Source organism: Pseudomonas sp. LRF_L74 (genome assembly GCF_965644255.1).
Taxonomy (GTDB): domain Bacteria; phylum Pseudomonadota; class Gammaproteobacteria; order Pseudomonadales; family Pseudomonadaceae; genus Aquipseudomonas.
This window is the reverse complement of the sequence record NZ_CBFFRH010000008.1, coordinates 158,996-171,422: the sequence shown is the minus strand read 5'-3', so window position 1 is coordinate 171,422 and position 12,427 is coordinate 158,996. Positions and strand designations below refer to the sequence as shown.

General features: G+C 64.1%; 15 protein-coding genes. 1 reads left to right on the top strand and 14 read right to left on the bottom strand.

Going from position 1 to position 12,427, the window contains the following annotated elements:
- Nucleotides 1-57: 57 nt before the first annotated feature.
- From clpX to tig, 3 genes are all read right to left on the bottom strand, one after another.
- Entirely contained in the window at nt 58-1,338 is a 1,281-nt protein-coding gene (gene clpX / locus ACSZPK_RS20495) for an ATP-dependent Clp protease ATP-binding subunit ClpX (RefSeq protein ID WP_437883377.1), read from the bottom strand.
- A 109-nt stretch (nt 1,339-1,447) separates the two neighbouring features.
- Nucleotides 1,448-2,089: an ATP-dependent Clp endopeptidase proteolytic subunit ClpP gene (gene clpP / locus ACSZPK_RS20490; RefSeq protein WP_437883376.1), complete on the bottom strand. Its 642-nt coding sequence runs from the start codon at nt 2,087-2,089 to the stop codon at nt 1,448-1,450.
- Nucleotides 2,090-2,179: 90 nt separating this feature from the next.
- Nucleotides 2,180-3,490: a trigger factor gene (gene tig, locus ACSZPK_RS20485; protein WP_437883375.1), complete on the bottom strand. Its 1,311-nt coding sequence runs from the start codon at nt 3,488-3,490 to the stop codon at nt 2,180-2,182.
- A gap of 376 nt (nt 3,491-3,866) precedes the next feature.
- Between tig and folE the strand changes: the two genes are divergently transcribed.
- Nucleotides 3,867-4,427 (top strand): GTP cyclohydrolase I FolE, encoded by a 561-nt coding sequence (gene folE, locus ACSZPK_RS20480; protein WP_437883374.1) that lies wholly within the window; start codon nt 3,867-3,869, stop codon nt 4,425-4,427.
- A 53-nt stretch (nt 4,428-4,480) separates the two neighbouring features.
- Here folE and ACSZPK_RS20475 read toward each other — a convergent pair whose 3' ends face one another.
- From ACSZPK_RS20475 to sctJ, 11 genes are all read right to left on the bottom strand, one after another.
- Entirely contained in the window at nt 4,481-5,464 is a 984-nt protein-coding gene (locus tag ACSZPK_RS20475) for a L,D-transpeptidase family protein (RefSeq protein WP_437883372.1), read from the bottom strand.
- 67 nt (nt 5,465-5,531) lie between these two features.
- Entirely contained in the window at nt 5,532-5,813 is a 282-nt protein-coding gene (locus ACSZPK_RS20470) for a hypothetical protein (protein WP_437883371.1), read from the bottom strand.
- 80 nt (nt 5,814-5,893) lie between these two features.
- On the bottom strand, nt 5,894-6,706 hold the full coding sequence (gene sctT / locus ACSZPK_RS20465; RefSeq protein WP_437883369.1) for a type III secretion system export apparatus subunit SctT: 813 nt from the start codon (nt 6,704-6,706) through the stop codon (nt 5,894-5,896).
- A 7-nt stretch (nt 6,707-6,713) separates the two neighbouring features.
- Complete coding sequence (gene sctS, locus ACSZPK_RS20460; RefSeq protein WP_437883368.1) at nt 6,714-6,983, bottom strand: type III secretion system export apparatus subunit SctS; 270 nt, start codon at nt 6,981-6,983, stop codon at nt 6,714-6,716.
- Nucleotide 6,984: 1 nt separating this feature from the next.
- Nucleotides 6,985-7,638 (bottom strand): type III secretion system export apparatus subunit SctR, encoded by a 654-nt coding sequence (sctR, locus tag ACSZPK_RS20455; protein ID WP_437883367.1) that lies wholly within the window; start codon nt 7,636-7,638, stop codon nt 6,985-6,987.
- Nucleotides 7,631-8,611 (bottom strand): type III secretion system cytoplasmic ring protein SctQ, encoded by a 981-nt coding sequence (gene sctQ / locus ACSZPK_RS20450; protein ID WP_437883366.1) that lies wholly within the window; start codon nt 8,609-8,611, stop codon nt 7,631-7,633. The genes sctR and sctQ overlap by 8 nt, the downstream gene beginning before the upstream one ends.
- Entirely contained in the window at nt 8,608-9,081 is a 474-nt protein-coding gene (locus ACSZPK_RS20445) for a hypothetical protein (RefSeq protein ID WP_437883365.1), read from the bottom strand. The genes sctQ and ACSZPK_RS20445 overlap by 4 nt, the downstream gene beginning before the upstream one ends.
- Nucleotides 9,078-10,427 carry a FliI/YscN family ATPase gene (locus tag ACSZPK_RS20440; RefSeq protein ID WP_437883364.1) on the bottom strand — a complete coding sequence of 450 codons (1,350 nt, stop codon included), beginning with the start codon at nt 10,425-10,427 and terminating at the stop codon, nt 9,078-9,080. The genes ACSZPK_RS20445 and ACSZPK_RS20440 overlap by 4 nt, the downstream gene beginning before the upstream one ends.
- A complete protein-coding gene (locus tag ACSZPK_RS20435; protein WP_437883363.1) occupies nt 10,424-11,020 on the bottom strand; it encodes a hypothetical protein in 597 nt (198 codons plus the stop codon). The genes ACSZPK_RS20440 and ACSZPK_RS20435 overlap by 4 nt, the downstream gene beginning before the upstream one ends.
- Nucleotides 11,017-11,652 carry a hypothetical protein gene (locus ACSZPK_RS20430; RefSeq protein ID WP_437883362.1) on the bottom strand — a complete coding sequence of 212 codons (636 nt, stop codon included), beginning with the start codon at nt 11,650-11,652 and terminating at the stop codon, nt 11,017-11,019. Before ACSZPK_RS20430 ends, ACSZPK_RS20435 begins: the two co-directional genes overlap by 4 nt.
- Nucleotides 11,649-12,425 (bottom strand): type III secretion system inner membrane ring lipoprotein SctJ, encoded by a 777-nt coding sequence (sctJ, locus tag ACSZPK_RS20425; protein WP_437883361.1) that lies wholly within the window; start codon nt 12,423-12,425, stop codon nt 11,649-11,651. The genes ACSZPK_RS20430 and sctJ overlap by 4 nt, the downstream gene beginning before the upstream one ends.
- Nucleotides 12,426-12,427 lie beyond the last annotated feature (2 nt).

Here is a 12,427-nt window from a genome sequence, read left to right as displayed (position 1 = left end):
CAAAAGAAAATGCCCGTATCTCGCGATACGGGCATTTTTCCATCGACTCGCCTCCGCTTAGGCGTCAGGCGCGGCCTTGGCTTGCGGCTCGATGCTCTCATAGATGAGCAGCGGCTTGGACGTACCGGCGATGACGCTCTCGTCGATGACGACCTTGCTGACTTCGTTCTGCGAAGGAATCTCGTACATGGTGTCCAGCAGCACACCTTCGAGAATCGAACGCAGGCCACGAGCACCGGTCTTGCGCTCCAGTGCACGGTTGGCCACGGCCTTCAGCGCATCGGGACGGAACTCCAGGTCCACACCTTCCATTTCGAAGAGCTTGCCGTACTGCTTGGTCAGCGCGTTCTTCGGTTCGGTGAGAATCTGCATCAGCGCTTCCTCGTCCAGCTCGTCGAGGGTCGCGATGACCGGCAGGCGGCCAACGAACTCCGGGATGAGGCCGAACTTGACCAGATCGTCCGGCTCCACTTCACGCAGGGCCACGCCGACCTTCTTGCCCAGGTCCTGGCTGCGGACTTCGGCATTGAAACCGATACCGCCCTTGGTCGAGCGTGCCTGGATGACTTTCTCCAGGCCAGCGAAGGCACCGCCACAGATGAACAGGATGTTGCGCGTATCGACCTGCAGGAACTCCTGCTGCGGATGCTTGCGGCCACCCTGCGGAGGCACCGACGCCACGGTGCCTTCGATCAGCTTCAACAGTGCCTGCTGGACGCCTTCGCCGGAAACGTCGCGGGTGATCGAGGGGTTGTCCGACTTGCGCGAAATCTTGTCGATCTCGTCGATGTAGACAATACCCATCTGGGCCTTTTCGACATCGTAGTCGCACTTCTGCAACAGCTTCTGGATGATGTTCTCGACATCCTCACCCACGTACCCCGCCTCGGTCAGCGTGGTCGCGTCGGCGATGGTGAAGGGCACGTTGAGCAGGCGAGCCAGCGTCTCGGCCAGCAGCGTCTTGCCGGAACCGGTCGGACCGATCAGCAGGATGTTGCTCTTGCCCAGTTCGACGTCATCTTTCTTGTCGCGCTGGTTCAAGCGCTTGTAGTGGTTGTAGACCGCTACCGCAAGAACCTTTTTCGCCCGTTCCTGGCCGATCACATACTGATCGAGGATCAAGCTGATTTCCTTGGGAGCAGGCAACTTGTGGGCACTGCTTTCAGCCTGAGCCTCCTGCACCTCCTCGCGGATGATGTCATTGCACAGGTCGACGCATTCGTCGCAGATGAATACCGAAGGGCCGGCGATCAGCTTGCGCACTTCATGCTGGCTCTTGCCGCAGAAGGAACAATAAAGCAGCTTGCCGCTGTCTTCGCCGTTACGGGTATCAGTCATTCGATCAATCCAATACGGTGGGGCTTGAAAAACAAGATGAAGGCAAATGCAGCCATTTTCAAGTGCGAGGGCGACGGAACGAGACCGCCGCCCCCACTCGGCGCCTTGTTTAGACCGGCAATTGCCGCTTGTCGTGGACGGCATCGACCAGACCGTACTCCTTGGCCCGCTCGGCGCTCATGAAGTTGTCACGGTTGGTGTCGCGCTCGATGGTCTCGATGCTCTGCCCGGTGTGATATGCCAGCAACTGGTTCAGGCGCTCGCGAATGAATAGGATCTCGCGGGCATGAATGTCGATGTCCGAAGCCTGCCCCTGGAAGCCGCCCAGCGGCTGGTGGATCATCACGCGCGAGTTCGGCAGGCAGAAACGCTTGCCCTTCTCGCCACCAGCCAGCAGGAACGCGCCCATGCTGCAGGCCTGGCCGATGCAGGTGGTGGATACGTCGGCCTTGATGAACTGCATGGTGTCGTAGATCGCCATCCCGGCAGTCACCGAGCCGCCCGGCGAGTTGATGTAGAGATGGATGTCCTTCTCGGGGTTTTCCGCTTCGAGGAACAACAACTGAGCCACGACCAGATTGGCCATGTAGTCCTCGACCTGGCCGACCAGGAAGATGACTCGCTCCTTGAGCAGGCGGGAGTAGATGTCATAGGCACGCTCACCGCGGGCCGATTGCTCGACAACCATTGGCACCAGGCCGCCGGCTGCTTGGATATCAGGCATTTGCTGCATAAATGGATAGCGCGACATGTCTAGCGATCACTCCCTAACATTTCATGTCTCAAAGACGCATAAGCCAGCGCGGAGGCTGGCTTATGGTGTGCTCGATAAGGCTGGAGATTACTCAGCCTTGGCGGCCTCTGCCGGCTTTACGGCTTCCTCGTAGGAGACCGACTTGTCGGTCACCTTGGCCTTCTGCAGGACAGTATCTACAACTTGTTCTTCCAGCACAACCGAACGCACTTCGTTCAGTTGCTGGTCGTTATTGTAGTACCAGGCCACGACCTGCTCGGGCTCCTGGTAAGCCGAAGCCATTTCCTCGATCAGTTCGCGAACGCGGGCATCATCGGGCTTCAGCTCGAATTGCTTGACCACTTCGGCGACGATCAGGCCGAGCACCACGCGACGCTTGGCCTGCTCTTCGAACAGGTCGGCCGGCAGTTGATCGGGCTTGATGTTGCCACCGAACTGCTGCACGGCCTGTACGCGCAGACTGTCGACTTCGCTGGCGATCAGCGCCTTGGGGGCGTCGATCGGGTTGGCGCCGAGCAGGCCTTCCATCACCTGGTTCTTGATCTTGGCCTTGATGGCCTGGCGCAGCTCACGCTCCATGTTCTTGCGCACTTCGGCGCGGAAGCCGTCGATGCCGCCTTCCTTGATGCCGAATTGGGCGAAGAACTCGTCGGTCAGCTCAGGCAGGACCGGCGCGGAAACGCTGTTCACGGTGATGGTGAACTCGGCAGTTTTGCCGGCCAGGTCGAGGTTCTGGTAGTCCTCGGGGAAGGTCGGGGTGATGACGCGCTCTTCGCCAGCCTTGACGCCGACCAGGGCATCTTCGAAGCCAGGGATCATGCGGCCGGAGCCCAGTACCAGCTGGGTACCCTTGGCGGAACCGCCGGCGAAGGCCTCGCCGTCGATCTTGCCGACGAAATCGATGTTCAACTGGTCGCCATTCTCGGCGGCACGCTCGGCAGCCTCGAAACGGGTGTTCTGCTTGCGCAGGATGTCGAGCATGTTGTCGATGTCGCTGTCGGCGACATCGGCTTGCAGACGCTCGATGGCGATACCGTCCAGGCCAGTCACTTCGAACTCGGGGAAGACTTCGAAGGTGGCGATGTATTCCAGGTCCTTGCCCTTTTCGAACACTTTCGGCTCGACGGCGGGCTGGCCAGCCGGGTTCAGCTTCTGCTCGACCACGGCTTCATAGAAGGAAGACTGGATCAGGTCGCCCAGGGCTTCCTGGCGAGCGCTGTCCTCGTAGCGCTGGCGGATGACGCTCATCGGCACTTTACCAGGGCGGAAACCGGGAACCTTGACACGACGGGCAGTCTGCTGCAGACGCTTGGTCACTTCGTTCTCGATGCGCTCAGCCGGCACACCGATGGTCATGCGGCGCTCAAGAGCGGAGGTGCTTTCAACAGAAACTTGCATGGATATTCCTCGTTGCACAGACGTTAGCCGGCCGTTCCGGCCCAGAATCAAGGGCATGCATTCTAGTGGCTCGGAAAACAGAAGTCACCCAGCCGTTATGATTGCTTTTCGCAATGTGCCTCACGGCAGGCAAACGCAGCGCTAAATCCCCTCTGCAACAAGCCACGGGACGCGCCCGTACGGCTTCCGTTACACTTGCCGGGCGCCCGCGGTCGCGACCCCGTGCCTGATGAAGGGTATGATGTCGGCTGACATGGCCCCATCGACCCAGCTGTAGCGTGCAACTCATTGCTCCGCCCCTGGCGGCAGGAACGAGCCCGGTGGCTCGACAAAGCCTTGAATGGCGCGCCGATCTTTCATATTCCCCGGAAGCCCCATGGAATCCAGCACTCAGAAAATAGCGCAACATTACACCGAGATCCTCGGCCAGCTTGGCGAGGACGTTACCCGTGAAGGCCTGGTCGATACGCCGAAACGCGCGGCCAAAGCCATGCAGTACCTGTGCCGCGGCTACGAACAGAGCCTGGAAGAAATCGTCAATGGCGCCCTGTTCAGCTCCGACAACAGTGAAATGGTTCTGGTCAAGAACATCGAGCTGTATTCGCTCTGCGAACACCACCTGCTGCCATTCATCGGCAAGGCGCATGTCGCCTACCTGCCAGCGGGCAAGGTACTGGGACTGTCCAAGGTCGCCCGTATCGTCGACATGTTCGCCCGCCGCCTGCAGATCCAGGAAAGCCTCAGCCGCCAGATCGCCGAAGCCGTGCGGCAGGTCACTGGCGCAGCCGGTGTCGCCGTGGTCATCGAGGCCCAGCACATGTGCATGATGATGCGCGGCGTGGAGAAGCAGAATTCCTCCATGGTGACCTCGGTCATGCTGGGCGAATTCCGCGACAACGCAGCCACCCGCAGCGAGTTTCTCAGTCTGATTCGCTGAGGCCCGCAATGAAAAAACCGGCCAAATGGCCGGTTTTTTCATGTCAACGGCAATCACTGGGCGATTGCGTCAGCACCATTGGCGACAGCACCGGGCTGCTGGCCTTGTTGTGGAAGAGCGCCCGCGATCTCGACCGGCATGCCGTCTTCCGAGGCGATCACTTCACGCACGATATCCCAGTCCAGTTGCGACTGATCGGCCATGTCCTCGCGCTTGAGCAGCGTATTGATGACCTCGGTGTGCTTGTCCGCCAGGGACGGATCGCCATTGTCGTTCAGCGGCGTATGCGCTTCGAGGTAGACCTTGCCGTTGCTCACGCCGAACTTGTAGGGCTGGTTGAGGATGCGCACCGAGGTGCCGACCGGGACCAGCTTGGACAGTTCCAGGACGTTGTCGTTGAGCATGCGGAAGCAGCCATGGCTGACGCGCATGCCGATGCCGAACTTCTTGTTCGAGCCATGGATCAGGTAGCCCGGTGTGCCCAGGGTGAACTTGAACGGCCCCAGCGGATTGTCCGGACCTGGCGGCACGTAGGCCGGCAGCGGATCGCCATCGGCCGCATGTTCGGCACGAATGGAAGCCGGCGGCGTCCAGCCCGGATTGGGCGTCTTGGCGGTGATGGTGGTATGAGCGACGGGCGACCCCCAGCCTTCGCGACCGATTCCCAGCGGATAGGTGTAGACCACGTCCTTGCCTTTCGGGAAATAGTACAGGCGGTACTCGGCGATATTGATCACGATGCCTTCGCGCGGGCCGGGCGGCAGGATGAAACGCGTCGGCAGGATGACCTCGGTACCGGCACCTGGCAGCCAGGGATCGACGCCGGGGTTGGCGGCGACCATTTCCAGGTAGCCCAGGTCACTGGCCTCGCCCAGGTCGGCGAAGGTGTCTTCGTACTTGGCCTTGACCACCTGGACCTGGCCGACGATGTCTTCGCCCGGCGGCGGCAGCGGGAACTCCAGCGCGGCAACGGGGCCTGCCGCGAAGAGACTGGTCAGCGACAGAAAGCGAGCGACAGCGGAAACGCGCGGCAACATCCAGGTGAATCCTTGGCAAGGTGTGGGAGCAGCGATTGTACACGGCATGACCAAGCGCCGGGAGATGTCAGGCGTCAGGCCAGAGCGGCCGCTCCCCCTGACGCTGGGCAACCAGCGCGGCCTTGCAGGCCGGACAGAGACGGCGGTCGCGCAAGTCACTGCTGTCGATGCTGCGCATCATTGGCCAGGCAGGCAGCAAACCGCCGCACAGCGTACGATCGGCATGCCCATTGAGCTCGAGCTGACGGGCTACCAGATGAATGCGTACCTCACGGCAGGCGAACAGGTCGAGTTGTTCGTCAGGCTCGATCAAGTGGTAGGCATGCAGGGTCCAGGCAGGGCGCGGCATTCGAAGCTCCGAGGCGGGGCGGCAAAGATAGCCGAAAGCCTGCGGCCGTGGAAGCGGCTCGCGCAGCCGCCGGTTCCCCTTCAACCAGCCAGCATCCCGACCATCTGCTGGAACGCCTGCGGCAAGTCGCCCAACTGGCTGAACATGTAGGGCAGCAGGAAGGCCGCGTAGAGGGTCAACAGCACCGCGAACAGCAGGTTCTTCACCGGCATCGACAAGTCGAACACGTGCAGTTGCGGCGCCATGCGTGACAGGTAGGCGAGCATCAGGTCGGCGACCAGCAAGGCGACCACCAACGGCGCGATCATCATCACGCCGATGTACATGATGCGATCGAGGATGTGCAGCATCTGCAACACCGACTGCTGGGCCAGCACCGGCGCGAAGTCTTGTGCCGGCCATAGCCTGTAGCTCTGGTAAAAACCGTCGAGCATGGCCAGGAAGCCCCCGCTCATGAAGAACAGGGCGATGAGGATCACGCTGAGAAAGGTCGACATCACGCTCGATTCGCCGATCTGCAGCGGGTCGAGCAGTTGCGCCATGGTCGAACCGCGCTGCAGGTCGATCAACTCGCCCGCCACCTCGGCGGCCCAGAACGGGATGCCGAACAGCAGGCCGACGATCACGCCGATCACCAGTTCCTTGATCAGCAGTCCGGCGTAGGTCAGCGCGCCGGGTGGCTGCTCCATCTGGCCGAGGGCGGCGAACGCCAGCGGCGCCACTGGAATCGAGATGACCACCGCCACCGCCGAGCGCAGCATGCCGGACAGCCCGAGACGGTTGAACGCCGGGGTGATGAGCACCAGCCCCAGGGCGCGTGCCACGGCCAGGCCAAAGGCACTGAGCAGCGGGTAGGCGAACTCGAAGAAGGCGTTGGCGGCTTCGAAATCCACGCTGCGCTCAACGTGTCCAGGCGGCGAAGTTGTCGAGCATCTCGCCAGTCAGGTCGACCACCTGACCGGCCAGCATCGGCCCGACCACGATCAGCACCAGCAACACCGCGACCAGCTTGACCGCCTGCGGCAGGGTCTGGTCCTGGATCTGGGTCAGCGCCTGCAACAGGCCGACCCCCAGCCCGATCACGATGGCCACCCCCAGCGCCGGCGCGGAAAGCAGCAGCACGGTGAGCAAGGCATCCTGCATCAGGGAGAGAAAACGCCCCTCGCCCACGTCAGCCTCCGTAACTCATGATCAGCCCGTGCATCAGCCGCGACCAGCCGTCGACGACGACGAACAGGAAGATCTTCAAGGGAATGGAGATCAGCGTCGGCGAGACCATCATCATGCCCATGGCCATGAGCACGTTGGAGACGATCAGGTCGATGATCAGGAACGGGATATAGAGCAAAAAGCCGATCTCGAAGGCGCGGGTCAGCTCCGAGCTGACGAAGGCCGGGATCAGCACCACCAGGTCGTCGTCGCGCAAATCCGCCCTCGCCTCCTCCGACCAGACGCTTTCCGTGGCCTGCATGAAGAACGCCCGCTCCTTTTCCTCGGCATAGCGCGACAGGTGCGCCTGCAACGGTCCACGCAGGGCGCCGGCCACCTCGCGCACATCGTCGACACTCTGCAAGCGCAATGGCCGCGCCTCGAACTGACGCATCATCTCGCCGGCCAACGGCGTGGTGACATACACCGCGAGGATCAGGGCGATGCCATAGAGCACCAGGTTCGGCGGGGTCTGCTGGATACCCAGGGCGTTGCGGATGAGGAACAGCACCACGGATATCTTCAGGAACCCGGTCAGGGTCACCACGGCCAGGGGAATCAGGCCGATGGTGGAAACGACGAGGATGATTTCGATCAGGTTGGACTGTTCACTCATCGGCGAAGCTCGTCACCCGCACGCCCAGGCCGCTGCCAAGCTTGACCAGTTCGCCGCGACCGACGCAATGACCGTTGGCCATCAGCCGCACCGGGTTGGCCAGCTCGCCACCGATGTCGAGCACGCTGCCTTCGCCCATGCTGCGCAACTCGCCCAGGGGGATTTCCACGCGGCCGACCTCGCAGACCAGGCGCACGGGAAGATCGTCGAAACTGTCACGCGCCGACATGGCGGGCTCCTCACTGCTGTATGAACGAATGAAGTCAGCGCTCAGGCGCACCCGCCGGCCATCCGGAGCATGGCAAGTGGCACTGAGACGGTCATGGATGTTGAGTCGATAGTCGCGCTCGAGCATCAGCACATCGCCGGCCCGCAGGCTGCGCAGATCGGCCAGGTTCAAGCGCTGCCAGCCCGCCTGCAGGCTCGCGCTCAAAGGCAGTCCGGCCAGGGCCCGGGGTTGCAGCGGCAACTCGTCGAAGATCGCGCCGCGCCGCGCGAGATCGCCGCCCAGGACGATCCAGCCCATGGCCTCGCGCTCGCCGATGACGAAGCCGAGGGTGACAGGATCGCCTATCGCTTCCAGCGTCGAGGTACAGGGAAAACCAATCACACTGCCGAGGCGCGCCTCGAGGGTCTGCACAGCGTCGAGCGCAACGGCCTCCAGCAGCAGCCCGCGCAAGTGCGCCGGGGCCATGCTCCAGTCCATGCCATCGCCACGCAGCAAGGCGCAGGCGGCGCTGTCCAGGTGCAACTGTGCGGGGCATCCATCGACCTGCAATGGCAAAGCCAGCGCAGCACCGCTTGCAGGCACCACGCTGCCAGCATCGAGGCGAACCGGCAACGGGTGTCCGGCGAGGTCCACGCGCATTGGCGCGTAGGCACGGCGCAAGCGGTTCAGCGCGGCGGCCTGGGCGGTCGAATACTCGGGTAATTCGTCGGTGAGTGAGGCGAGACGGCTGATCGAGGCGTTCAATGCAGGTCTTTCCAGGACATGGGAGGCTGGGGCTGGTCTTCTTCGGCGAGTAATTGGCTCCTGATGTCAGCCTGTTGCCGATGGCGTTCAGCGAGGGTTTGCAAGCCCGTCAGCCGACGTCGGGCCCGGGCGTAGGCCTGCCGGGAAACCTGGCGCTGGCGCTCGGCCTGTTCGAGCCGCGTGCCCGCCTCGTCACGCTGCGCCTGCAGGGTCTCCAGCTCCAGCGCCTGGGCTGCCTCACGGGTCTGCTGGTCGATGACCCGGGCGTAGTCGATGGTGCCGCTCACGAAACACTGCCAGGCCTGCTCCTGCTCGTGGTCGATTTCGGCGTACCGCTTGCTGGCACGCTCATCCAGGTCGCACATGCTTTGCCGGACCGTGTCGCATGCCCGCACGTCCCGGCCCAAGGCCGCCAGGGCCAGGCGCTCGCGCTTGGCCGCCAGCTCATGCAGGCGCGCCAGGCGCTTCATTGCATGATCTCCAGCATGGCCTGCAAGGTCTCGCTCATGCTCGAACGCTCGTCCGGGCCCTGGCGCAGGAAGCGTTGCAAGGCCGCGTGGCGGGCAATCGCCGCATCGGTCTCGGCATCGTTGCCCTTGCTGTACTCACCGACCTGCAGCAGCAACTCGACTTCCTCGTAACGGGCCAAGGCATCGCGCAATTGCCCGGCGCTCTGCCGTTGCCGCGGCGGGGTCACGGTGTCCATCAGGCGGCTGCGACTGCGCAGCACGTCGATGGCGGGGAAATGGTTGCGCTGGGCAAGGCGCGCGCTGAGCAGGATGTGGCCATCGAGGATCGACATCACCTCCTCGGCCACTGGGTCGAAGCTGCCGTCACCCTCGGTGAGCACCGTGTACAGCCCCGTGATCGTGCCCTGCTCGCCAGGCCCGGCACGCTCCAGCAAGCGCGGCAGTTCGGCGAACAGCGATGGCGGGAAACCGCGCCGGGTAGCCGGCTCGCCAGCGGCCAGGCCGATCTCGCGCTGGGCACGGGCGAAGCGGGTGACGCTGTCCATCAACAGCAGGACCTGGCATCCCTGGTCACGGAAGTACTCGGCGACGCTGGTGGCGACATAGGCCGCCTTGACCCGCTCCATCGCCGGGCGGTCGGAGGTCGCCACCACCGTAACCGTACGCTTGCGCGCGGCCGGGTCGAGATGCCGCTCCAGCAACTCGCGCACCTCGCGGCCCCGCTCGCCGATCAGGGCGAGGACGATCACCTCGGCATCGCTGCCCTTGACCATGCTCGACAGCAACGACGACTTGCCCGCCCCCGGCTCGCCGAACAGACCGACGCGCTGGCCACGGGCGATGGTCAGCAGGCCATCGATGGCCCGAATACCGAGCTGCATCGGCTCTTCGATCAACTGCCGGCTGAACGCCGCCGGCGGCTCGCGGTGCACCGGATAGCGCGGCAACGAAGCCAGCAACGCACGCTGCTCGGCCGTGCCATCGAGCACATGGCCCAGCGGGTCGATGGTCATGCCCAGCAGCGCCTCGCCGATGGGCACGCTGAGCACCGAGCCAGTGGTCAGCACCTCGCAGCGGGTGGAGATGCCCTGCAGATCTCCGATGGGCGTGAGGAGCGCGTCGTCGTCAGCGAACCCCACCACTTCCGCCGGGACGCTGCGCCCGCTCAACGGATCGCGCAGATGGCACAGCTCGCCGATCCTCGCCATCGGCACGCTGGCGTGCACCATCACCCCGCTGACCCGGCGTACACGCCCATGCTCCTGGCGTGATTGCGCCGTCTCGGCCCGCTCGCGCAGGCGTGGCATGAGGTCCTCGAGCTGGGAAAGAAACATGCCGCGACTCATGCCGCCGCTCTTTCGGCAGCGCTCTTGAGGGTGCCGAGCAGCAGCTCGAGCTGGCTTTCCAGGTCGAGATCGACCACCGCGAACGGGCCGACCAGGGTGGCCTGGATGCCTTCCAGTTGCGGGTCGGAAACCACACGCGGTACGTCGCCGGCAGGCAATGCCGCTTCCAGGCGTGCCTGCACCGGCTGCGCCCACTCAGGAGCAACGTGCAGGCTGAGGCCCTGTTTGTCGCGATATTCGTCCAGCGCACGGGCAGCCAGGCCGGCGATGACCTCGGCCGGCGGCTGTTCCAGCACCAGGTGCCGCACCAGGACGATAGCCAGTTCCGCCATCTGCCCTTCCAGGCCACTGATATAGGCATCCAGCCTGGCGCGAGCGCGGGCCAGCAGCTCGGCGGCGGCATAGCGGCCCATCTTCAAGCCTTCGGAGTGAGCCTCGTCGAAGCGCGCCTGGGCCTCCTCTTCCGCCTCCTCGCGGATGCGCGCGGCTTCGCGGTGCGCCGCCTCCAGGAAGGCATAGCCATCGCTCCAGCACTCGACGTGCTCGGCACGGATGATTGGCCCGGCCGGGCGATTGGGCAGTTCTGGGTTCATGCCTGTTCCTCTGGGGTCAATACGTCCACTGCCAGGGCGCGAACGATGCGCGGCCCGCCCTGGCTCATATCCTCGTTCGGCGCGGCTGCTACCGAGGTCGGCTCGCCGCGCAGGCGCAACCAGCCGGCGACGCTGGCGGGCAAGGCCTGCAACCAGGCGTCGATGCAGGCCACACCATCGCGGTCGATGGCGGCCTGCAAAACCAGCGGATCGTCGATGGGCGCGCGATCGAGGGCCAGCGCCCGGTGGCGCACCGCCAGTTCGACGTTGCCGGCAGCGAAGCGCTCACGCAGGGCGCGTACCTGGGCTGCCTGCAACGCATGGGTGAACGAGGCGGCATGGGCCACCGCGCCACAGGCACGCGCCAGCCCTTCGCGGCGCTCACGGGAAGCCATGAAGAACGCGGCCGCTGCCGGCTCCGCACGTCTCAGGCCGTCCAGCGCGTCCAAGCCGTGATGCTGCTGCAACGCCCCCAGCAGGCGCTCATGGAAACGCGATTGCTGGAGCAATACCTGCACTTCATCAGTCGACAGTTTCGCCGGCAGGAAGCACTCGACGATCCATTGCGGATGAATCAGCGCCAAGGTCTCATGCGCTGGCAGCGGCCATTTTTCCGTGACGCTACTGATCATCCCTCCTGCACCGCCAGCGAGTAGGTGCGTGGCGCGGCAGGACGGCGGTAAAGCAGGCAGCCCAGGGCTCCAGCCAGGGCCAGCACGGCCAGCAGCAGGCCACCGAACAGCAGGCGCGCCATACCGAGGCTGCTCTCCTGCAACGTCATGCCGAGGAAGCGACTCAGCGGCGCCTGCTCCACGCTCGCCTGGGCCGGCGCCTCGATGGGGATCACCGAGACGCGGTCGTAGCCCAGGCCGGAAATGCCGTTGGCGACCAGGGTCTTGGCCTGGGGAATCAGGCGATTGATATCCAGGCGCGGCTCATAGCGGATGAATACCGAGGCCGACGACGGCACCGCGTTGCGCTTGAGCAGGTCGTTGTCGGGCAGTACCACGTGTACGCGGGCCGACAGCACGCCATCGACCTGGGACAAGGTGTGCGACAGCTCCTCGCTGAGGGCGTAGATCATCTGCGCCTTTTCCTGCAGCGGCGACGACACCAGGCCGTTGCTCCTGAACACATCGCCCAGGTTGGAGAATTTCTGCTCCGGCAGGCCGGCCGCCTCCAGCAGGTCCATGGCTTCGGCGAAGCGGCTCTTGTCGACCGTCACGGTCAGGGTGCCGTCCTTCTGCATCACCCGGTCGGCGGAAATACCCTGGGCCAGCAGCGTGGAGACGATACGGTTGGCCTCGCGCTGCTGCAGGCCGCTGTAGAGTTCGCTGTCGCAGCCCTGGATCAGCACGGCCAGCAGGACGATCAGCAACAGGCGCAGGGGATGACGAGGGGCCATGG